Source organism: Psychrosphaera sp. HA2-10 (assembly GCF_055693745.1).
Map to the genome: position 1 here is coordinate 1,605,960 of NZ_CM146341.1, position 22,652 is coordinate 1,628,611.

20 protein-coding genes and 4 tRNA genes are annotated in these 22,652 nt (G+C 40.4%); 6 read left to right on the forward strand and 18 right to left on the reverse strand.

Annotation, left to right across the window (positions count from 1 at the left end):
* Positions 1-15: 15 nt before the first annotated feature.
* From hisD to hisA, 5 genes are read left to right on the forward strand one after another with little or no spacing between them, the layout of a single operon-like run.
* On the forward strand, positions 16-1,383 hold the full coding sequence (gene hisD, locus ACZ1GV_RS07265; RefSeq protein WP_472673597.1) for a histidinol dehydrogenase: 1,368 nt from the start codon (positions 16-18) through the stop codon (positions 1,381-1,383).
* Positions 1,380-2,540: a histidinol-phosphate transaminase gene (gene hisC / locus ACZ1GV_RS07270; RefSeq protein WP_472673598.1), complete on the forward strand. Its 1,161-nt coding sequence runs from the start codon at positions 1,380-1,382 to the stop codon at positions 2,538-2,540. Before hisD ends, hisC begins: the two co-directional genes overlap by 4 nt.
* 4 nt (positions 2,541-2,544) lie before the next feature.
* The gene (gene hisB, locus ACZ1GV_RS07275; protein ID WP_472673599.1) at positions 2,545-3,627 is read left to right on the forward strand and encodes a bifunctional histidinol-phosphatase/imidazoleglycerol-phosphate dehydratase HisB; all 1,083 of its coding nucleotides are present in this window, start codon (positions 2,545-2,547) and stop codon (positions 3,625-3,627) included.
* The gene (hisH, locus tag ACZ1GV_RS07280; RefSeq protein WP_472673600.1) at positions 3,627-4,268 is read left to right on the forward strand and encodes an imidazole glycerol phosphate synthase subunit HisH; all 642 of its coding nucleotides are present in this window, start codon (positions 3,627-3,629) and stop codon (positions 4,266-4,268) included. The genes hisB and hisH overlap by 1 nt, the downstream gene beginning before the upstream one ends.
* Positions 4,269-4,279: 11 nt before the next feature.
* Positions 4,280-5,032 carry a 1-(5-phosphoribosyl)-5-[(5-phosphoribosylamino)methylideneamino]imidazole-4-carboxamide isomerase gene (gene hisA / locus ACZ1GV_RS07285; protein WP_472673601.1) on the forward strand — a complete coding sequence of 251 codons (753 nt, stop codon included), beginning with the start codon at positions 4,280-4,282 and terminating at the stop codon, positions 5,030-5,032.
* Positions 5,033-5,149: 117 nt separating this feature from the next.
* Here hisA and ACZ1GV_RS07290 read toward each other — a convergent pair whose 3' ends face one another.
* The 12 genes from ACZ1GV_RS07290 to dnaQ form a co-directional block, all read right to left on the reverse strand.
* Positions 5,150-5,359: a YgaP family membrane protein gene (locus ACZ1GV_RS07290; RefSeq protein ID WP_472673602.1), complete on the reverse strand. Its 210-nt coding sequence runs from the start codon at positions 5,357-5,359 to the stop codon at positions 5,150-5,152.
* 21 nt (positions 5,360-5,380) lie between these two features.
* Positions 5,381-6,724, reverse strand: a complete 1,344-nt coding sequence (locus ACZ1GV_RS07295) for a hypothetical protein (protein WP_472673603.1) — start codon at positions 6,722-6,724, stop codon at positions 5,381-5,383.
* Between the two features lie 16 nt (positions 6,725-6,740).
* A complete protein-coding gene (locus tag ACZ1GV_RS07300) occupies positions 6,741-7,586 on the reverse strand; it encodes an outer membrane lipoprotein-sorting protein (protein WP_472673604.1) in 846 nt (281 codons plus the stop codon).
* A complete protein-coding gene (locus ACZ1GV_RS07305) occupies positions 7,583-10,144 on the reverse strand; it encodes an efflux RND transporter permease subunit (RefSeq protein ID WP_472673605.1) in 2,562 nt (853 codons plus the stop codon). The genes ACZ1GV_RS07300 and ACZ1GV_RS07305 overlap by 4 nt, the downstream gene beginning before the upstream one ends.
* Before the next feature lie 181 nt (positions 10,145-10,325).
* Complete coding sequence (locus tag ACZ1GV_RS07310) at positions 10,326-11,570, reverse strand: amidohydrolase family protein (protein ID WP_472673606.1); 1,245 nt, start codon at positions 11,568-11,570, stop codon at positions 10,326-10,328.
* 10 nt (positions 11,571-11,580) lie between these two features.
* Positions 11,581-12,960 (reverse strand): amidohydrolase, encoded by a 1,380-nt coding sequence (locus tag ACZ1GV_RS07315; RefSeq protein ID WP_472673607.1) that lies wholly within the window; start codon positions 12,958-12,960, stop codon positions 11,581-11,583.
* Positions 12,961-13,258: 298 nt separating this feature from the next.
* Positions 13,259-13,335 (reverse strand) — tRNA-Asp (locus tag ACZ1GV_RS07320).
* Between the two features lie 20 nt (positions 13,336-13,355).
* Positions 13,356-13,432: transfer RNA gene (locus tag ACZ1GV_RS07325), tRNA-Asp, on the reverse strand.
* Between the two features lie 25 nt (positions 13,433-13,457).
* Positions 13,458-13,534 (reverse strand) — tRNA-Asp (locus ACZ1GV_RS07330).
* 37 nt (positions 13,535-13,571) lie between these two features.
* Positions 13,572-13,648, reverse strand: a tRNA-Asp gene (locus ACZ1GV_RS07335).
* 109 nt (positions 13,649-13,757) lie between these two features.
* Complete coding sequence (locus ACZ1GV_RS07340; protein WP_472673608.1) at positions 13,758-15,173, reverse strand: TIGR03503 family protein; 1,416 nt, start codon at positions 15,171-15,173, stop codon at positions 13,758-13,760.
* 62 nt (positions 15,174-15,235) lie between these two features.
* Complete coding sequence (dnaQ, locus tag ACZ1GV_RS07345) at positions 15,236-15,946, reverse strand: DNA polymerase III subunit epsilon (RefSeq protein WP_472673609.1); 711 nt, start codon at positions 15,944-15,946, stop codon at positions 15,236-15,238.
* Positions 15,947-16,028: 82 nt separating this feature from the next.
* Here dnaQ and rnhA point away from each other — a divergent pair, with 82 nt between their 5' ends.
* Positions 16,029-16,490, forward strand: coding sequence for a ribonuclease HI (gene rnhA / locus ACZ1GV_RS07350; protein ID WP_472673610.1), 462 nt, complete (start codon positions 16,029-16,031; stop codon positions 16,488-16,490).
* 117 nt (positions 16,491-16,607) lie between these two features.
* Here the strand turns inward: rnhA and ACZ1GV_RS07355 are convergent, their stop codons facing one another.
* The 6 genes from ACZ1GV_RS07355 to ACZ1GV_RS07380 form a co-directional block, all read right to left on the reverse strand.
* Positions 16,608-17,468, reverse strand: a complete 861-nt coding sequence (locus ACZ1GV_RS07355) for a DMT family transporter (RefSeq protein ID WP_472673611.1) — start codon at positions 17,466-17,468, stop codon at positions 16,608-16,610.
* Between the two features lie 103 nt (positions 17,469-17,571).
* Positions 17,572-18,810 (reverse strand): ABC transporter permease, encoded by a 1,239-nt coding sequence (locus tag ACZ1GV_RS07360; RefSeq protein WP_472673612.1) that lies wholly within the window; start codon positions 18,808-18,810, stop codon positions 17,572-17,574.
* Complete coding sequence (locus ACZ1GV_RS07365; RefSeq protein ID WP_472673613.1) at positions 18,803-19,993, reverse strand: efflux RND transporter periplasmic adaptor subunit; 1,191 nt, start codon at positions 19,991-19,993, stop codon at positions 18,803-18,805. Before ACZ1GV_RS07365 ends, ACZ1GV_RS07360 begins: the two co-directional genes overlap by 8 nt.
* On the reverse strand, positions 19,993-20,997 hold the full coding sequence (locus tag ACZ1GV_RS07370) for an HlyD family secretion protein (RefSeq protein ID WP_472673614.1): 1,005 nt from the start codon (positions 20,995-20,997) through the stop codon (positions 19,993-19,995). Before ACZ1GV_RS07370 ends, ACZ1GV_RS07365 begins: the two co-directional genes overlap by 1 nt.
* Positions 20,994-21,953, reverse strand: coding sequence for an HlyD family secretion protein (locus tag ACZ1GV_RS07375; protein WP_472673615.1), 960 nt, complete (start codon positions 21,951-21,953; stop codon positions 20,994-20,996). Before ACZ1GV_RS07375 ends, ACZ1GV_RS07370 begins: the two co-directional genes overlap by 4 nt.
* Complete coding sequence (locus tag ACZ1GV_RS07380) at positions 21,946-22,641, reverse strand: ABC transporter ATP-binding protein (RefSeq protein WP_472673616.1); 696 nt, start codon at positions 22,639-22,641, stop codon at positions 21,946-21,948. The genes ACZ1GV_RS07375 and ACZ1GV_RS07380 overlap by 8 nt, the downstream gene beginning before the upstream one ends.
* Positions 22,642-22,652: the final 11 nt, after the last annotated feature.

The following is a 22,652-nucleotide window of genomic DNA, read 5'->3' on the forward strand; positions in this document are numbered from 1 at the left end:
AAGGTAAATTTCGACATGATTACATGGCAAGATCTGACATTAGACGAGCAAAAAGACGTATTGGCTAGACCAGCTATTGCAAACCGAGCTGATTTAACTAGTAAGGTTGCCGATATTATTCAGTTAGTTAAGGATAAAGGTGATGACGCTTTATTAGAGTTAACTGCGAAATTTGATGGCTTAACATTAGACTCGGTAGCACTCCCTCAAGAGCAAGCCGACGCTATTATCGCTACACTTGGTGCTGAACAAAAAGCAGCGATAGAATTAGCATATGGTCAAATAAAGCGATTCCATGAGGCGCAAGTTCAGCCTAATGTAAAAGTAGAAACGAGCCCAGGCGTTGTTTGTGAGCTAATCACCCAGGCAATTAGCTCTGTGGGTTTATATATACCAGGTGGCAGTGCGCCATTGCCATCAACCGTACTAATGTTAGGTGTGCCAGCACAAATTGCGGGCTGTAAACGAACTGTCCTTTGTACACCGCCGGATACCTCGGCTAACAACAAAGGTGGTATAACTGCTGAGATACTTTACGCGGCTAAGTTATGCGGAATTAATGAAATTTACCGAACTGGTGGTGCTCAAGCTGTTGCAGCAATGGCCTATGGAACAAACTCTATTGCTGCTGTCGATAAAATATTCGGACCTGGTAATAGCTTTGTTACCGAAGCAAAGCAACTTGTCGCTCAAGATCCTGCAGGTGCCGCTATTGATATGCCAGCGGGACCTTCAGAAGTTTTAGTACTTGCTGATGCGAATGCCAATTCAGCATTCGTTGCCGCAGATTTATTATCGCAAGCAGAACACGGCCCAGACTCCCAAGTAATTTTAGTCTCAGACTCAAAAACACTTATTGAACAAACTAAACGTGATATTGAGTCACAATTGACACTATTGCCACGAGCTGACATTGCTAAAAAGGCACTATCGAATAGTCGCTTTATTTTAGCAAGCTCGCTAGAAAACGCGGTACAGATTAGTAATCAGTATGCTCCGGAACACTTAATTGTACAGTTTGATAACGCCAGAGAATGGCTTGGCAAACTGGATAATGCTGCCTCTGTATTTTTAGGTGCCTATACACCTGAAAGTGCTGGTGATTATGCTAGCGGTACAAACCATGTTCTTCCTACGTATGGCTATTCAAAAGTACTAAGTTCATTAAACCTTGCTGACTTCACTCGTAAGTTTACCGTTCAAGAGATTACGCCTAGCGGTTTACAAGCTATTGGACCGGCAATTATGACACTGGCGGCAGCTGAAGGCTTAGACGCACATAGAAACGCCGTGGGCCTTAGATTAGACGCGTTAACTGCGAAATTAAACACAGCAATCGATGCTACGGTAAGCGATTCGAATCTAAGCGGTACAAATAAATGAAAACAAATGAATTACAATTAAAGACAAATGAAATGAGTTCAAATGACTTGGTTGAAAGCTTAATTCGTCAAGAACTTAAGTCACTAAAACCTTATGAATCTGCTAGGCGTTTATTTAGTATGTCTGGGAGCGATGACGTGGATACTATTTGGTTAAACGCTAATGAAAACCCATATAGTCCCGAGGTGAGCGCAGATCCTAGTCTTTATAATCGATATCCAGACTTTCAACCAGAGCCATTAATAAATGCCTATGCGAGTTATGCCAACGTCTCTACGGAACAAGTTTTAGCCACTCGTGGTGCAGATGAAGGGATTGAATTATTAATTAGAACTTTCTGTACGCCAGGACAAAGTATCTTAATTTGTCCGCCGACTTACGGCATGTATGCCATTAGCGCAGAAACAGCAGGTATAAACGTTTTAAAAGCGCCATTATTAGAAGTTGATAATGGCCAAACCGTCACTTTTAAATTAGACGTGAGTTCTGTTGTTGAACAAGCTAAAAACGCACAAATCGTGTTTATTTGCTCACCGAATAACCCAACAGGTGACATTATGGATAAGAATGATTTAATTGCTGTTTTAAACGCCACCAAAGAGAAATCAATTGTGGTTGCCGATGAAGCGTATATCGAGTTTTGTAGCGAAGCGACGGTCGTCGACTTACTGTCAGAGTACCCTAACCTAGTCATATTACGTACTTTATCTAAGGCATTTGCTTTAGCAGGTTTACGATGCGGTTTTACGCTGTCGTCGGCCTCTATTATTGATGCGTTAAAGAAAGTGATTGCACCCTATCCGATTCCTGCGCCAGTTGCACAAATGGCCACCCAAGCATTATCGAACAATGGGCTTGCTTGGATGCAAACTCGTGTTACAGAATTAAACAAAAGGCGTGACGCTTTTATAAAGGAAGCCCAGCAATGGTCTTTCGCCCAAACGGTGTATCCTTCTAAAACGAACTTCGTATTGATAAAGCTAAGTAAACTTAGCGCTGACTTTGTTATGAACACCTTTATCAAAAAACACATACTTCTGAGAAATCAGTCAAAACAACTTTTACTCAATGATACAATTCGAGTCACTATCGGCAGCGAAGCTGAAATGAATGCCGTCATCGATGTATTTACTCAATTAGAATCAAAACTGGACTAACACTATGAGCAAGCAACAATCAATTTTATTTATCGACCGTGACGGTACATTGGTACAGGAGCCTCCTGTCGACAAGCAGCTAGACTCTCTTGAAAAGTTAGTCTTTGAACCGCTTGTTGTTCCAGTTTTAACTCGACTACAGCAAAAAGGCTACCGCCTAGTAATGGTATCTAACCAAGATGGTCTAGGCACTGATTCATTCCCGCAGGCGGACTTTGATGCGCCTCATAATCAAATGATGGCCTTTTTCGAATCACAAGGTGTCACCTTTGATGATGTTTTATTATGTCCACACTTTGAGCATGACGACTGCAGCTGCCGCAAGCCTAAGCTTGGCTTAGTAAAAGATTACCTTCAACAAGGTAAAGTCGATTTTACTGATTCTTATGTTATTGGCGATAGAATTACCGATATTCAACTAGCTGAAAATATGGGTATTGTTGGAATTCAGTACTCTCCTGAAAAGATGGATTGGCTAGCAATAGAGAAGTTTTTAACGCAACAAAAAGAAAATCACCGCCAAGCTTCGGTAACCAGAACCACCTCAGAAACAGATATAAAGGTATTTGTTGATTTAGACAGTACAGAAAAGTCTAACATCCAAACGGGTATCGGATTTTTTGACCATATGTTAGACCAAATAGCGTCGCACGGTGGCTTTTACTTAGATTTAACAACAGATGGCGATTTACACATAGATGATCACCATTCAGTTGAAGATACTGCCCTCGCGCTAGGGCAAGCGCTTAAAGAAGCGTTAGGTGACAAGCGCGGTATCGGACGGTTTGGTTTTGTTTTACCTATGGATGAGTGCAAAGCAGAAGCTACATTAGACATTTCTGGCCGTCCATTTTTAGTTTTTAAATCTGAATTTACCGACGCTAGAGTTGGTGATATGTCGACACAAATGGTTGAGCACTTTTTCTTCTCGTTAAGTCAGGCTATGGGGCTAACACTTCACCTTTCTACAACAAAGGGTAATGCACATCACCAAGTAGAAAGTTTATTTAAAGTGTTTGGTCGCGCACTTCGCGCCGCTATTAAAGTTGAAGGAAATGTACTTCCGTCGACAAAAGGGGCGTTGTAATGGCGGGCGAGCTAAAACCAATAAACTTGGTTATTGTAAATACAGGTTGCGCCAATATTTACTCGGTGCAATGTGCATTTGAACGACTTAACGTCGCAGTAACTGTCTCTGATGATCCTGCCGTGATAAAAGCCGCTGATAAAGTGCTTTTACCTGGTGTTGGGTCAGCATTTGCGGCAATGAAAAGCATAGAGCAGAAGAAGCTTGTTGATGTCATACAAGGCTTAACTCAGCCCGTACTTGGTATTTGTTTAGGCATGCAGTTGATGGCGCAAACGTCAAACGAAAAACCGGGTTCACACTTGGTTGCCTCAAAAACCGATACGGTCGAGTGCTTAGGCTTAGTTCCAACAACGATTGAGCGTATGGAGGTCGGTGACCTAGTCTTACCTCACATGGGTTGGAATCAGGTGACGTTAGATAAGCCACATCCGCTTTTTAATAATATTGAGCAAGGTGCATTTTTCTATTTTGTCCATAGCTTTTGCGCGCCTTTATCGGCAAACACATTAGCACAGTGTGAATATGGCCAACCTTTTTCAGCTGCTATATTTCATAATAATTTCTTTGGAGTGCAATTTCACCCAGAGCGAAGTGGAAAAGCAGGCGAACAATTACTAAAAAACTTTATTGAATTATAAATAGGATCGTCATGATTATCCCTGCGATAGATTTAATTGAAGGCTCGGTAGTCCGTTTATACCAGGGCGACTATGGGCAAAAAACAGAATATAAAATCGACCCAGTTGAGCTTGTAAAGCAATATGCATCTGATGGTGCTGAATGGTTGCACATTGTTGACTTAACCGGTGCGAAAGATACCACTAAGCGTCAATTAACCTTGATCAAACAGATGGTTGATTTAGAGGTAATGAAATTTCAAGCCGGTGGCGGTATTCGAACTGAACAAGACATTATCGACTTGTTTGAAATTGGCGTGACTCGAGTCGTGATTGGGTCTCTTGCTGTAAATAACGCTGAACTAGTTATGTCATGGGTTGAAAAGTACGGCGCTGAGCGCATTGTATTAGCGCTTGATGTGAATATAGATAATGAAGGCAATAAATACATCGCGACACATGGCTGGCAAGAAAGCTCTGGCGTTACTTTAGAGTCGGTTGTAGAACAGTTTTTATCTGTCGGATTAAAACATGTGCTATGTACCGACATTAGTAAAGATGGAACACTTCAAGGTCCAAACCAAGCGTTATACAAGACCTTAGCTCAAAAGTACCCACAAATTAGCTGGCAAGCCTCAGGTGGGATCAGTAGCCTTGCCGATATCGAGTTAGCTTTAACAAATATTAAGGGTTCTGGTTTAAACAATGACTCACCAAGTGGCGTAATTCTTGGCCGTTCTCTGCTTGAAGGAAAGTTTGAGTTAAAGCAAGCTATTGCCTTGTAAAGCATGTTTATTTGGCTAAATTATTTAAATTAGGAAATAAAAAGGTATCTAAAGAACTAGCCTCTTTCGATAGTTACTAGGGCATAAAGTATTAGCGTGCCCTAGTATTTAATATGGCTATTGCTGTGCTAATTGCTTTTCAGTCTTAATGCCAAACTTCTGCATGACAATGGCGGCTGGACAAAATCCAGTAAAACTTTGTTGAAATAGGTTGGCGCCAACAAAAACGGTAAGCCATATAAAGTTTTCATGGACGTAAACGGTAAGTGCAACGGATAACAACACCATAAAGCCTGCAAAGGCCGCTACTGCTTTTTCTAAAGACATAATGTCTCTCCTACTAATATTTTAAAAATAGTGGCGTATTGTAATATACGCGTTAGATGCATCTTCAAATTGGCCAAAAAAGCTATCTGCTCTTTTACCCCAAAACTTGTTTATTCCAGCGCTTACTGTCCAGTCTTGAATAGGTTGATAATTGACTTTAAAACGACTGTAACCGTCTTTATCAGAGGGTGAGTAAAAATTAAACAACTGTAAATTAAGAGTATCTTGCATCAAGCGATAATAGAGCTGCGCCGTCCACAGTGTCCTAACGCTCTGAGGTAAAGTCGACGGGGCGGAATTGGGCTGGCTTGGTAAGTCTAAACTTTTTTCAAATTGAAACTGAACAGACCCGGTTAAATTCGAAATTAACTCTTGTTGATAGCCAATTAGAAGTTTATTTTGAGTATTCGGAATTAGCGGATTATCGCCAGATTGATCCGCCGTATTGTGATGCGCCACTTCAACATTTACTAAACCATCGAGCAAAGGCGCGATAACACTAGCACCTACTACATTTAATGCAGTAAAAGTAGGTTGAAAATCTTCCGTCATACTATTGGGGGATTTATCAAAACCTTTATACCCATAAAAGGCGTATTCTGTCGCGCCAACTTGTTTTTTTAGCCTAAATGCGTATTCAGGTTTATCTGGCGTATTGTCATTACTCACATCAAAACCTGGCGCTACATTAACACCACCATTTGCTTGTGCGGCCAATGGATTATAAAAAGAGAAAACGTCACCATTGATATAGCGATCTGGAGTGAACTGTGGCGTTATAACAATATCTATATTAGCGAACTGATAATAGCCTGATGCCTTAAAAGCAAATTGTGGCGCTTTTAAATATTCATCATCGCGACCAGAAAAAAAACTTTGCCAGTCTTTTGCAAACATATCATTAAGGAATAAATAATCGCCGGTTCCCCAGGTTAATATTTGTTGGCCGGCTTTAATATCCCAGTGTTCACTTATTTTTCCTTGCCAATTAAGCTCTCTAATTTGCATTCGCCACTTAGACTGAACGCCATCATAAAAAGCCTGACCTCGCATTTTTATTGCTGAGTTTGATAACTTATAGTCGGCTTGCCCTTGCACTCTAATATCTTGAAGTGTCGAGTCGGTATTAATAACAGGATCATTATTTAATCTTGTTCCCCACGCTAACTCCGCAAACATCACGACATTTGACCAGTTAGACTGTACTTTCTGTGCCCACGGATCATCGCCCCACTCGTCTCCCCAATCATCTTTGCTACCTGTTGTCGCATTGACACTCGCGGTTAGCAACAAAACAGTGCATAACCCTAGATGTAAAAACAGACTTTTACTTTGAGCAACAATATTGCGTGGCGCAAATTTCATATCAATATCTCACACTCTACTTTCTTAACCATTCGACAGGTGGCGTTTTTAGGCTACGTTCGGTAAATATGCTATCTGGTAATCCAATGTCATAGCTAATATTACGAAACTCCATCAAGGTGTAACCTCCCGCCTTCAAATCGGTAATTTTTGACTTAGTAACGGTAACGTGACCTGAAATTGTTTCTGTTTCTAACGTCTCCACGCTGCGGTATTTACTATTGTTTGAGTCATAAAAATCGATCAGCATAGGTAAGTAGGTCTGTTTATCAATTTCGATCTGGTAGTAGGCAAATTCCACTTCATTTGGCTGTTTAGGGATTGCCTTTAATATATATCGAGTATCATTTTGTGATACGAGCTCAAAGTTATCTGCTTTAGTTGAACGTCCTGACACATCCTCATAAAAAAAATGAGAACCAACAAATGATGTGCGCTTATCCCCAGCTGAAATTCGTTTTACTAGATCTAAACCAGGCAAGTACAGCCACCGATCGTCGTCTTCAGATATTTTGTTACGTTTCTCGACACGAAAAACCATGCCACTTACGTCGGCTGGGCGAGAGAAAAAAACAAGCATTTTTTGATCGCCACCATCTTCAACGTCTTTACGCAAAATAGTAAATTGACGGACTTGTCGACGATCTTGCTCATCAATAATCATCATTCTAGCCTGTGTCTTACCATCATTACCGGCGTAATAAGCGGCTAATTCAGCCTTGTTAATAATTTCTTGTGCGCTAATTACGTCTGAACTTTTAATAGCCTCTAATGCCTGCGTATTAAAGCTAAACGGCGCTTGTAGACCCAGTACTAACAAGCCTGTTACTACTGATAGAGAAAGTCGTTTTACATTATTCATGCTTTACCTCGGTTAATAAGAGTGAGTACAGCTGGTAATAATATTAATGTAACCAGAGCTGATACCGCCATTATGCTAGCCAAAAACACACCTACAGTGACATACGGAACTAATGGAGCAAATAGGAGTGGCGTAAACCCTAATGCTACTACCGCTGCATTCTTGGTGATTGCATTGGCCGGTTCGCCGAACATTATATTGATGGTATCTTTTATCGAACCCGTTTCTTTTAATGCACTTCTGGCGCGTTCTAAAAAGTGAATAGCAAAATCTACCGATAAACCTAACGTTAACGCTGATAATACGGCTATTGGCATATCATAATCTTTGCCTATCCAACCAATTAAGCCATAAATAAATGAAATAGTTATCGTCAGTGGCAACATAGCCAACACGCCGTAAACTACTGATCTAAACAATAAAACCATCATAATAAAGACAATAACAAAAGCACTGATTAAACTATCTAACATGCCCGTTACCATCTGCTCTTGCCACGCTACATTTAAGTAAGCCTTGCCAGCCCATCCCGTTGAAATATTTTCCGGTAGTGGATTAGATGCAATATAGCTATTCATTGACTCGATCACTGCTGTCATATGCTGATTGTCGCCACTTGTTAATTGTAACCAAATTAAGCTTTTTCGATAATCTGGCGTTACAAAGTGCCATAGGTCGCCTGGACGATGAGATGATTGATATTGAATTAATGTCTGTGCTACACCATTGGCCGAATTCGGTAGCTGATAATCTTTATTCTCTCCGCTACGCAACTCTCTATTCACCACTTTTACAATATCCGCAAGTGAGTTTGATTTTCCCACCAAACCGGTTGTTGATAAATGCGTTTGTAAGTCCTCTATATATTTGAGCACTTCAGGTGAGGTAAATCGTTTCGCCGACTGCTGAGCCGACTCTATTGTTTTTAATGTAGATTCTAAAAAGCGTACTTCGTCATCATTAGTTGTTTCAAAAAGTTTATCTTCAATTTTGTAGACTAATTGGCTTAATTTATCACTACTGTTTTTGTTAGAACGATCGTTCGCTAAAACGTCACCTAATGCCTCTTGGCTCCAATCTATTAAAGACTTAGGCAATGAAGCTTGATTGAATAGGCTCTCAACGGCAGGTAGTTCACTATTGTCTTCTAGTACAAAATAAGCATCGTATGTGCCTGCAAATTGTTCATTTAACGCTTTATCTGCAACTCGAATAGGATGATCCGCTTTAAACCATCGTACCGGATTATCATTTATTTGTATTTTACCTATACCAATAACAGACCAAACAAACACTAAACCAAAAATGACGATATGCAATAACTGACGTTTTTTCGCAACTTCACCAATGGCATGAACAAAGGCTGACAAACCGCTCTTATTTTCGAGACTATGTTGATGTGATTCTTGTAATTTTTTTAGCGACTCGGTAGACATCCGACTTATGTAAGCCGGAACGAACAAAATAGTAGTTACAAAAGCTAAAATAATGCCAAAGCCAATAAACGCACCGAACACTTGTACTGGCGGTATTGGTGTTAACATTAAAGATAAAAAGCCTACTGTTGACGTTACTGATGTAAAAAGCATAGGTCTAAATAATTCTTCAACAACTGTTTTTATTACTGCTTTTTTGTCTTGCCCGTCTTTATAGCGATCAGCAAACTCAGACATAATGTGCACCGAATCAACGACTGCAATTGGCATAAGAAATATTGCAATCATGGATGACATAATATGCACCGTGAAGCCCATACCAATTAACAAACCCATTGTTATAATTACAGTTGTCATAGCTACGACCATTGCCGCCGTAATAAACTTAAAGTTTCTAAACAATACAAACAATAAAATAAATATCGCGAGTCCAGCTAATGGCGCTGAAATACCCATTTGCACAAACATTTCATAGCCGAATCTATCTTCTGCGACAGGCAGTCCAGTTATATGCCACTGAGCCGTAGTATCAAAACCGTCGATGCTTTGTTGAATTTGCTGCGCAATTGCATAGCTTTTATTTTTGTCGGCAATAGGCACATAAATCGCGACGGCCTTACCATTTTCTGAAGCTAAGGTGTTGTTTAGTAAAGGCAGTTTTTTAATATTATCTAAAACTGCTTGGGAGGATTGTATATTTTCTGGCGCTTGATTCATTAACCATTCAAATCGTATTGCGCTCGCGCCAGAGGGTGTTAATTCTTGAGTAACATTATCTACAACTGATAATGACATCACATCTTTTGATATCACACCGTCTAACGTCATAATACTTTTTGTAAGCGATGCGATCTCATTAAGCGTCGCTGGATTAAAGACGCCGTTTTCTGTTTTCTCTACCGCTCCGATAACGATCGAGTCGTGCATTAAAAAGTCTGTTTTCGTTTGATTATGAAAAATTCTTGCTGCGTTATCCGCCGGTAACATATTCTCGGGATCAGTATCTATCTGGATAGATGGCATCTGCACAAGTGCAACAATGACAAATACCAGCATTAGAGCATAGATTTTTTTTGCATGATCTAAACTCAGCTGAATGGAAGAAGAAATAACGGATTTCATAAAGGTTTCTCATTTTCATATCACGAATACTATAGTCGACAATGCTATATTAGAAAAACCTAATATAAAAGAAAATACCTAGAATTAATATAACCAAAAGACATGTTCGATATAAAAATTTGGAATAAAAAAAGGCCAGCTTACTAGCTGACCTTAAAGTTAACCTAAGTACTTTTATAATTTACTTTATATAAGCACGTGGTTTTTTCTCGTTAGACATATAGCGATCACGTAATTTGTCTTGACGAGATTCGGTTGTTACTTGTTCACCGTCAATCCAAATATTTTCAACTTTTGTACTAATTTCAAACGGGTCGCCGCTCCACAGCACTAGGTTAGCTGGTTGCCCTTCAGCAACAACACCGCCCGGAATACCAAAAACGTCAGCAACGTTTTTAGTCACCGCATTTAATGCGCCTTCTCGTGATAAACCATTCGCTATTGCAACACCAGCGTCTGTGCGCAGGTTATAGCTTAAGTGTGTATCGGGCTGAGTTAGAATTAACTTTACACCGGCACGTTCTAATTCAGCTGCATTTTCTAACGATGCATTTAATGAATCAAAACTGCCGGGAAGGTTTGATAGACTTTCCATAATTACAGGAACACCCGCTTCAGCAATTTGATCTTTTACACGAACAGCGTCTTTGGCACCAGACAAAACAAGGTTTAAACCAAAGCGCTCTTTTAATTTAAGTAAATGAAGAATATCAGTTGCTCGCTCAACGTCAGCAATTAATGGCTTTGAACCATCTAGTAGTGAAGTTAAGATTTGTTCTTCTTTACTTGGAGCTTTGCTGTCTTTTTTATCATCGTCTTTCGACTTTTCTTTTGCTTTTTCTAGCTTATCCAGTTGGTCTTGTAAATCTTTCTCAAACGTTGCTAAGCTAGAAGCGCGTGATCCTCGACGTTCAGAGCCAAAATATGCCAGTGTTGCCGTGTTAGTATCAACGACACTGTCATACTCTCCAGAAAGGCTAGCAGTAAATAGCTGCCCAGCCCAAATCCCTTCACTGCCGCGAGGAGCAATAACGCTGTGAGTAATGCCGCCTTTGCGAGAGAACGGAATCAAGGTGCTATTTGGATTAAAGGCTAAAAATGGTTCAAATGTTATCCCGCCTTTTTTCGCCGACATGTCACGAGAAGCTGATACCGCATCTACCTCAACCAAGCCTAGCTGATTTAAAGAAGAAATGAACCCTGCCGTTAATATGCGACCTTGGCCATCAACTGTTGAGTCAACGTTTAATTCTGCTGGGTTAATTGATACGACTTTACCGTCTTCAATAACAACATTTGCGCCCGTCAGCACACCTTGCTCTGTGCCTGTGTATACTGTTGTATTGGTAATTGCTACTGAGTCCGCTAGCGTAGTAAAGCTTGCAGTTAAGGCAGCAAAAACTAATGATAATTTTAACTTTTTCATGATTATCTCCTTATTGCTGACCTAGTAAAAAGTCGCTCTTCGCTTTATAAGCATCGTCATTTGCGTCAAATACTTTAGCACCATCAACAAATACCTGTTCGGCCATCGCGTATGAGCTGAAAGGACTTTGATTCCAAATAACAACATCGCCGGCTTTGCCTTTTTCTAACGAGCCAGTTTTGCTTTCGATACCTAATGATTTAGCGGCATTGTAAGTTATCCACTTAATCGCATCTGCTTCGGTAAGCTCAAAACCATTTTCATTGGCTCGATACATTACTTTTGCAGCTTCTTGGTTAAGTCGCTGAATACTAGTTCCAGAGTCAGAGTGGACAATTGCACAAGAGTTTTTAAACGAATCAACCACCGCAACATTTTCTAATATCATGTCATATGCTTCCATCTTGAAGCCCCACCAGTCTGGCCACATTGCTGCACAGTTACCGTTCTCAGCCAACAAGTCACCAATTTTGTAAGCTTCAATTGCGTGGTGGAATGTGCCAGAGTGGTAATTAAACTCTTTACCAAGATCAATCATCATCGCCATTTCTTCTGCTTTATAGCAATGGTTATGAATTTTAATATCACCGTCTAATACACCTTTTAGCGTATCTAGTGTTAAGTCTCTAGCGGGCGCTTCTGGGTTTTTACCGGCTTCATAATCGCGATCATATTTTTCCCATGCACGTTTATACTCTTCGGCATCGGCCCAAGCTTGACGATATCCAGCCATGTTACCCATTCGAGTTGATGGAGAAATACTTTTGCTGCCATAAACACGCTTCGGGTTTTCACCACAAGCCATTTTTAAACCATATGGTGCGTCTGGGAATTTCATTCCTTGCATAGTGTGTGAAGGAACATTTTTTAAGGTAACACCTCGACCGCCTATTAAATTGGCAGAGCCTGGTAACAATTGAAGTGTTGTGATACCACCTGCACGTGCAGCTTCAAAACCTGGGTCTTGTGGCCACACTGAGTGTTCTGCCCAAACTTCTGCAGTAACTGGTGCTGTTGCTTCGTTACCATCACTATGCGACTCAACACTTGGCGATGGATATACCCCTAAATGTGAATGAACATCAATAATTCCAGGTGTTACCCATTTACCTTTGCCGTCGATAACGGTGGCACTGCCATGCTCTATATCAGCACCTACGGCAGAAATTTTACCGTCTACTAGTAATACATCTGAGTTTTCTAATAATTCACCTGTGCCGGTTAACACGGTCGCGCCTTTAATTAAGGTCGTCATTTGTGTCATCGGTTGGTAGGTACTTGGATATGGATTCGGATCGATTTCTACTTTCGGATCTTGTGCTTCAATGCCCGTACACCCGGCAAGAATAGCTGAAGCAATCAAGGTCGTACTAAATGCGATTTTACGCATGGCAGTTTCCTCTTGTTATTATTAAATCTAGTTATTTTTATACGTATAACATAATTAATAAATTGATGTAATGAAACAAGAAAAATACGTTCAGTGACGGGTTTTAGCTAACAAAAGTTAAATGTCACATTTAAGGATTTAAGGATTTAAGGATTTAAGGATTTAAGGATTTAAGGATTTAACATAAATTAAATGCTAAGGCATTTAGATAGATATTAAAATTTGAACTGTGGTTTATCAGAAAGTGGAGATGGGTTCTTTATTCGGGGCCAAATAAAGTTTATCGATTTCATCAAAGTGGCGGAACGGACGAGACTCGAACTCGCGACCCCCGGCGTGACAGGCCGGTATTCTAACCAACTGAACTACCGCTCCAGCCTTGATGACATTATAGATGGCGGAACGGACGAGACTCGAACTCGCGACCCCCGGCGTGACAGGCCGGTATTCTAACCAACTGAACTACCGCTCCAATCTATAACATTTTGTAAACTAAGTGGCGGAACGGACGAGACTCGAACTCGCGACCCCCGGCGTGACAGGCCGGTATTCTAACCAACTGAACTACCGCTCCAGCTTAGTTTACTTATTTAGCATTGCACAAGTGATGTTGGCGGAACGGACGAGACTCGAACTCGCGACCCCCGGCGTGACAGGCCGGTATTCTAACCAACTGAACTACCGCTCCGTTGCTTATCACTTGTTGTCAGCTTTGCTAAACAACGGCGCGAATATTAAAGTTTGAAATCACTACCGTCAACACCTTTTTGTAAAAAAGTGATTCTTTTGCTTAGTTTCTAATCATCCGGCAAAGAAAGGTCTAAAATATCATCAGAACCTTCTTGTTTTGGTGCTTTTTCACTCACCTTTTCTTTATTTTCTTTATCGCCTTTTTCCGCATCTTTTACTTTCTTTTTAAATTTTATTAATTTAAGTGGATTTGGAATTGAGTTTTTAAGAACGAAGATCCATATAAATAAGAAGCCGACAATTAAAATAACTAAATTAAGTATTACAATTAGCGCCACTGGCACTGGTTCCTCAACAGGCTCCTGGGGGAGCGAGTCGTTAGACTGGGTAGTCTCGGTTAGTATAGTTTCTGCGGTAGCTGCATTATCCTGTTCGCTACCCGCTCCGCTAGATTCTGCAACTATAGGGTCAGGTATTTCAGTAGCAAAAGTGAAAGATGGCGGCGACAGCACAAACTCTCGGCCCGATTTATCTACACCAAACACATCTGTCTTTACTTCAAACTGACCATAGTCCGCTTGAAACAAACTCAATTCTCGGCTTTGCTTTTCATTTAAATGGAACGTTTCAACATCGCCATTGGGATAAGTTATAGTTCCTTGAAAGACTAGTGAGTCATCATCAAGATAAGTTTCATCTGCTGCTATAGTAACGTAGTGATATTTTTTGTCGCCTTCAGCCTTTACAACGGAAAAGCTAATTGGCGAGGGTAAAACCGTAATATCCTCTTGAACTAATTCCCTAGTGAACAACTCAGCATTTGCTCTGAACTTCGGCGTCCATTGACCAACTTCACAGTGAAAGTCATATTGTACGGTAAATTCTCCATCTCGTGGTCGTTCATCTAAAACACGACCGTCATCGAAAAACTCCCCTAGTGTATATATGCCAGCACCAAAGTTTTCTAGGGTTGAATCATTAGTAGAGTACAAATATGCTCGTAGGCGAACAACATCGCGAAGCGCTGGATCTTTTATTAAGGCGCTCGCATTTGTAATATTTGCTTTGGCCTTAATCCGCTCAGTCTGGAAAACTGTCTTAGGTAGAGATTGAACAACAAGCTGTACGTCTGATAAGACTAGAATTTTACTGGTATCTTCTATTCGACCTAATGCTTGCCAAGGACCTGGCATAGGATTTTTTAGCCTGATTAAGTCGTAGCTAACATCGGCATGCCAGTCTACTTCGCCTGTCTCAGCTGCCGTTACATATATTTTAGAGCCATCCGGTCTAACCAATACAACGGGTGATGACCCGTGTTTTCGAAATAAAAGCAACAATAGCTCGTCAACTTCATAGTCAATTCTAAATCTATTATTTAATAGCTTTATTTGATTTTGCCCTTTGAAGTTTTTTAACATTTCTAGCATTGGTTGGGCTTCGGCCTTTAAGGGGTTAACAACCTTTGGTAGCGCAGCACCTGGCATAGCCGAAACGGTGTAGCTCAGCAAAAAAGTCAACATAAGAAGACATTTCACTTTTTGGAAAATGGACGAAAAGGTAAAGCCTATATGTCTAGTGTTTTTTAATGTTGAGACGTTCGCCACAATGGTGTACCACCTTCTTTTTCTATTATGTCTAACCTTGACTGATGTTCTTGTAATTCTGTGTCTGTAGCCTTTATTACCTTTAGGTGTCTAATCTCAGTCTGCACTGTACCGCTCGCATCAAACTGCTGAGCTTTTAATTGGTGTGCGAGATCCATGGCTACCTGACCACCAGTCATACGTAAATAAACATCAGCAAGTATCTCGGAGTCAAGCAATGCGCCATGTAACATTCGATGTGAGTTATCGATTTCATATCTTCTACATAATGCATCTAAACTGTTTTTTTGGCCTGGGTGCTTATCACGAGCCATTACAAGGGTATCGACTACTGCGCAAAATTCTGAAGTTTGTGTCCAGTCTTGCCACAAAATACCAAACTCATTATCCATATGCCCAATATCAAAAGGTGCATTATGAATAACTAACTCTGCGCCTCGAATATAATCAAAAAATTCATCGGCGATATCTCTGAACAAAGGTTTTCCTCTCAGAAACTCATTAGTAATGCCGTGGACACCTATGGCTTCATCTTCAATTTCACGTTGAGGGTCAATATAAACGTGAAAGTTATTTCCGGTTAATCGACGATTGACCATCTCGATACAACCGATTTCAATAATCCGATGCCCTGCTCTTGGGTCGATACCGGTCGTTTCTGTATCTAAAATAATTTGTCGTTTAGCCATGGTTTTCTATGTTCTATGCAAATGATACTTAGAGTATACTCTGTAATTAAAAATAAAATCACCCATTAGGATCAATGAGTTTATGAAATCCGTACAACTTTTTACAGACGGTTCTTGTCTAGGAAATCCAGGACCCGGCGGATACGGTGCGTTATTAATTTATAATGGCCATAAAAAAGAATTGAAACAAGGCTATAAAAACACGACCAACAACCGCATGGAATTACTTGCAGTTATCAAAGGTTTAGAAGCGTTAAGCCAGCCCTGTAAAATAGATATCACCACAGATAGTAACTATGTTAAAGACGGCATAACAAAGTGGATTAAAAACTGGAAGCGTAACGGCTGGAAAACAGCATCAAAGCAGCCCGTTAAAAATGTAGATTTGTGGAAAGCGTTGGACAACGCGGTTCAGAGTCACACTATTGCGTGGCATTGGGTAAAAGGCCATAGCGGACACACCGAAAATGAAATCGTCGATGACCTAGCAAGAGCCGCCGCTGAGTCTTCAGACTTGTTAGTGGATGAAGGGTTTGTCGGTTAAACGCATATAAGGGTAATGGCTACAATGGTATTAAGGAGCACAGCATTAAACACGTGCTCCAAACTTATGAAAAAACACAATTTTCTAAACAAGAACAATCATTGCTTCTAATCATACCTAACCAAGTTCTTGGTTTTTGCTCAAACTATTACTTACTACGGCACCAAGAACAATCAAGCTAGCCGCAATAACAATGGATAGTGTTAGGTCGCTAAAACCAAACAGAAACAAAGCGAGCGATGCAATAACCGGCGTACCAAAACTAAAAGAGGCAATCCAGGACTGGTTACCTTTTTTCATCCCTATGTCCCATAAATAGAAGGCACCACCTGTCGGTCCAATACCTATCAAAATAACCATTACCAGTTCAGTTGTAGTAAGATCCCAAACACCAGATTCAAATATTAAGTGGCAGGCCAGTGATATTATCGCCACTACTAATGCCACCCATGATATGTCTTCGACGTCACTTGCCGATTTAGATAAGAACCAAGAGTAATTGGCCCAAATAAGCGCGCACGCAGCTGCACAAAGATATCCGACTAAGGCTTGTTCTCTATTAGTTTGAGCTGTTTCCAAACCACCAGCAATCATTACAATAGTACCGGCAAAACCGATGACACCGCCTAGTATTGCAAAACGTTTATTACCTTTGCTGGCAACCATGACACCTAACATTAAAGGCCATAAATAAATTATTAGGGTTGCTTGAATTGGTGGCGCAAACCGAAGTGCCAGAAAGTAAAGAATATGAAAGCCAAATAAGCCTAAGACGCCAACGATCCATTGACTTTTGTTCAGAGAAGGCTTCTTCAATAGCGGCTCCTGATAAGTAAGCCGTTTAAAATAGACTAAGGATGCCGCAATTGAAAAACAGATAAATAATAACTGAAAAGGTGGAATACGATTAGTGAAAACACTTAACGCAGCTAACATACCCCACATAAAAATAGCTATAAAGCCTGCCAACGTCGCCATTTTCACTCCTAACAAAAAATAAGTGCGCATAGTAACGGATGTAAATTAAATTACTATGCTAAATTGAAATCGACCACAACTTTACTGCCGATTTCTCTTACATTTAGTCAGAATGTAGTGCCTCTATCGGATTTAGTCTCGAGGCTTTAATAGCAGGGAACGCACCAAACGACACGCCAACCAACATACAAATACCTAAAGACAATAAAATAGCGGATATAGACCAGGTTACCGCCCATTGGGAGTAAAAGCCGATAATTTCAGAGAGCAACAATCCAAACACGACACCAAGCACGCCCCCTAAAAAAGAAATCACAAAACTTTCGGTAATAAATTGCATTTTAATGTCTTGTTTTGTGGCACCAACGGCTCGCAACAACCCTATTTCTTTTGTCCTTTCTAAAACATTTGCCAACATAATATTCATGATGCCAATACCGCCAACAAGTAATGATATTCCGGCTACACATGCCATTACGATGTTAAAGATTTGTTGAGTTTGCTCTTGCTGGGCAAGTAGCTCTGATGGGATCAACAACTCGTAATCAACCACCCCACTATGACGTGTAGATAACAATTGTGAAATGGCCTTCGAAGCTAAAATTGGGCTATACGTCTTTTCAATGGAAACTTTAATTACATCGAGTTCACTGGCTAACTTGTCGGAGCTAAACTTTTTTAAACTAGTTGATAACGGGATAAAGATACGATTTCGATCGCCACCCAGCTTTACTCCTTGAAATTCGTCTTTGTTTAACTGCGGTGCTTGTAATACACCTATCACTTCTAACCAAACATGATTTAGCTTTAAAAGTTGCCCAACAGCTTGCTCATTTGGAAATAGTGTGTTTGCCACATCTGCACCAAGGACAGCGACTTGTGACACTTTTTTAATATCATTAACATCAATAACTCGGCCTTCACTAAGAGACAGGTTCGCTAACTGAAAGTATGTTTCATTTACTCCCACAGCTGCAGCATCAGACTTACCGTCTTGACTATATAAAGAGTGAGTTTCGATATATTTTTCAACCGTAAAACCAGTTACAAATGGCAAGGTTGCATTAATCGCAGCAACATCTGATATCGTCAAGCCGAGCGAATCTTGGCGAACTTCTTTTAATTCATCTGAGTTAAACTGTTTTCCTTGAATAATTAAATTGTTCACACCCATAGAGTCAATGAGTTTAAGTGCTTCTTTTTCTGCACCATCACCAATATTTAACATGGCGATTACGGCACCAACGCCAAATATCATGCCTAATAAAGTAAGTAATGTTCTTAATTTCTGTGACGCCAACTCCGCAATTGCATCAAGCATCAACACTTTAAACTTATCCATTTTTTTGACCCTCTGGAATACTTAGAGCAATTTCATCCCCTTCTGACAAACCTGATACAACTTCTACGAGATAGAGGTTTTTCACGCCGGTTTCTACTATTTGTTTGATAAAAGTATTTCCTTTTTTCAAGTAGACATAATTGTTGCCATCTTCGTTGTGAATCGCTTGAATGGGGGCCGCAACTAGGGCTGGGTAGTTTTCAACTTTAATACTTGCTTTCATTTTACGACCCGGTCTAAAGATTTCATCTCCAGCCTGTTCCAATTCAACGGTCACTTCAAAATACTTAACCGGACTTCCGCGCTCTATTGTTCGCGCAAAGCCGGATACTTCTATAATGGTTCCGCTAAAACCTCGTTCAGGCACTGCATCAAGCGTCATTTCTACCAGTTGACCTTTTGCTAATCCTATCGCTTCTTTTTCAAGAACAAATAAGCGAGCCTGCATCTTTTCTAAGTTAGGTATTTTGGCAATTGTTCGACCCGGAAAAACCGTATCACCAACATTAGAAGACTCCCCTCGCCAATTTTTTTCGAATACTAAAAGGCCATCAAAGGGAGCTCTAACCTCTAGTAATGCAAGGGCTTGTTGATGCTGTTTAAGCTTAGCGTTATGACCTTGCTTTCGAATATCTAGGACTTCAACGGCACTTTGGTTCTGCGATTGAATGCTGCCCTGCTTCCAGTCTAAAAACTCATCTTTTGCACTTAAGAAGTCGGTGTTTTCCATTGACTCTATGATTTCTAACTGAGAGTAAATACGTAAATCGTCGATAGTGAAACTCTTTGCAAAGTCAAACTCTTGACCAACGAGCTGCTTTTCTGCAGTGAGTTCAGTTTCCAATTGACTTTTCTCGGCAGACTTACGTAATACGTCTTTTTCTATGAGTGCGATATCCAGTTGTTCTTTCCTTGAGTCTATTGCGAGCTGTTCACCGTCAAACTTTGCAATAAGCTCCCCTTTTTTAACTTCTTTGTATTCCTCAGCTAACCAGGCAATTGTCATAGGTTGACGTCCTGGTAAGCTTATTTTCTTTGCTGACGCGGCTTCAAGTTCGCCGCTAGCAGGAACCACAACATCTAATTGTGATTTAACGACTTTGTAGGTGGGTACTGTGTCTTGTTGTTCTGAACAGCCAAAGTTAAGCATCGCCCACATCAGAATTCCAATTCGCCATTTCATCACACTTCTCCTTGTGTGCTAGTGCCTGATGTAAGTTCCACTTTTACTTTCATTCCTGGTCTCATGATTTTTGGATCAACACTTTCAATATCAATAATGACATCAAAAACTATTTTCGGGTTTCTATTTGATTTATTTTTATACGATTGGCCTAAGGTTGTAATTTTGCCCACAAATGGCAACTCGGGATAAGCATCCAACGTTATTTTTACTTCGTTACCAACTCGTACTTTAGTCGTATCAGGCTCATCAAACTGAGCTTGAATCGCGATTTTATCCAGTGATGGTATGGTTAATACTCGTCGCCCCTGCCAAATAGACTCACCGACGGCAGGCTTTTCACCATTTTGTTCAGTGACGTACATAACAATGCCGTCTTTTGGAGCCTTAACATTTAACAATGCTATTTCATCTTTGATTCGATTTACATCAAGAGTAAGTCGATTAATTTGGGCATCGGACACCTCTTGATTAACCACTTTACTCGCGTAATAGTTACTAAGGCGCTGTTCTGCTTGAGCTAATATCGCAGTGGCAATTTCATATTGCTTTATTTGTCGCTCTTTTTCTAATCGGGAACGCGACGCATCGACAATTTCCGCTTTGCGTTTTTCTTTATCGTGGTTCATTTGTGCTTCGGCTTTGGCGAGCTTTAAATCTTGAAGTTCTTGCTCTTGCATCAAGTCTGACTGTTCCCTTTCCTTAATAGCGGCATCAAGTTCACTCTGTTTGCTCATTAAGTCGTTACGTAACTGCATAGGGTCAAATCGAACCACAATATCGCCTCGTTTAACCTTGGTGTTCTCTTTAGCTAAGTACTGAATTTTGTATTGCCACATTCTAGAAACACTTGGCGGTGAAATAGTAGCTGAGTCGGTAGAGACTAAGGTTCCTGTTGCAGATAAAGAGTTAACAACGGTGTTGCTCGGTTCCTTTGTTTGTTGTGAGTCGCATGCAACCAATAAGAATGATGTAATAACCGCAGTAATAGTTAGTCGTTTCATTTGCCTTCCTCACCAACAACAACCTGAACACTCATGCCCGGCAATAGTTCTACTTCTGGCTGTTCATTAAAGCTAAGATATAAACGGTGATACGCGCTATTACTCCACATCTCTTTCTTTTCTGATTGGCTTGCTATAGAAGATATAACGCCTTGATATTTTTTATTAGGAAATGCATCAAGTTTTAAACTTGCCGTATCACCTTCGCTAATTTTATTCACGTCTATTTCATGAACCCAAGCTTGCACTCGATAGCTACCTTGCCCTTGTACCAACATTGCTTTCATCGACTGTTGTAACATCGAACCAGCGGTAATCTTCTCTCCGTTCCAAGGATGCATCATATGGGTAACTTGACCTGTAATTTGAGCAGTAACTGAAGCTCGCTCTAGTGTCTTTTCTTGAAAGGCTAAATTTTCGCGTATTTTAGTGATGGTAATGTTTTGTTTTACTAATTCTAGTTCTTGCTCTTTGATTTTAACGGCGAGGTTTTGTTCTGCGCGAATTTTGCCAAGCAGCGCACGCTCAAGATCAAGTTGGTATTTGCCTTTGTCATATTTGCTAACATCAGTAGACACAACAGAGGCGTTTATCTTAGCTTTTTCAACTTCTAAATTTGCAATTTTTAGTTGGCCTTCGGCATTAACCACAGCTTGCTGCAGATCTAACTTTTTCTTTTTTAGCACTAATTGCTCGGCGGCAAGACGTTCCTCACTTTGTTTAATTTGTGACTTAATCGATCCTGAGTCAAAAACAGCAATCAAATCACCTTCGTTTGCGATGGTTCCTTCCTCGTGCATCCATTGAATTTGAATTTGCCATCGGTCAGTTCTAGGTGCCGACACAATTTGTTTTTCTAGCGAAGCAATCTCTCCAGTAATTAATACCGGTTCAGCTAACAAGCCCTTCGGGAAGAACAAAGACGATAGTAAAATGATGATTAAACCTTTAGGCATTATTTATCTCTCCATCATTTGACTCAATACTTAACACTTGGCCGTCTTTCATTCTAACGACTCGCTGCGCATAAGCAGCAATATCATCTTCGTGAGTCACCATAACGATGGTTTGACCTTGCTTATGTAACTCGGTTAATAGCGACATGATTTCTTCTGACGTTTTGCTGTCTAGGTTGCCCGTAGGTTCATCGGCTAATATAACTGAGGGCTCATTAATAAGTGCTCGGGCAATGGCAACACGTTGACGCTGACCACCAGACATTTCAAATGGTTTATGAAACATTCTGTGTTCCAAACCAACTTTTTTTAATAGCGCTTTGGCTTTATCCGTTGCTTCTTCATCAGAGATATTGGAATAACGTGTGGGTAATTTAACATTTCCTACCGCGTCTAGTTTTGGTAATAAATGAAAGGTTTGAAAAATGAATCCTATGTGTTCATTACGAACTTTAGACAAATTTTCATCGCTCATGAGGGCAACGTTTTCACCGTTTAGATGATATTCGCCATGAGTAGGTGTATCTAAACAGCCAAGAATGTTCATTAGTGTTGATTTACCAGAACCAGAGCTGCCCATGAAGGCTACAAACTCATTTTCTTTAACTTCTAATGATACTCCGTTAAGTGCTTTTACTACTTCATCGCCATTACGAAATGACTTTTCTATATCGTTAATTTTTAGCATGACTTCCTGCT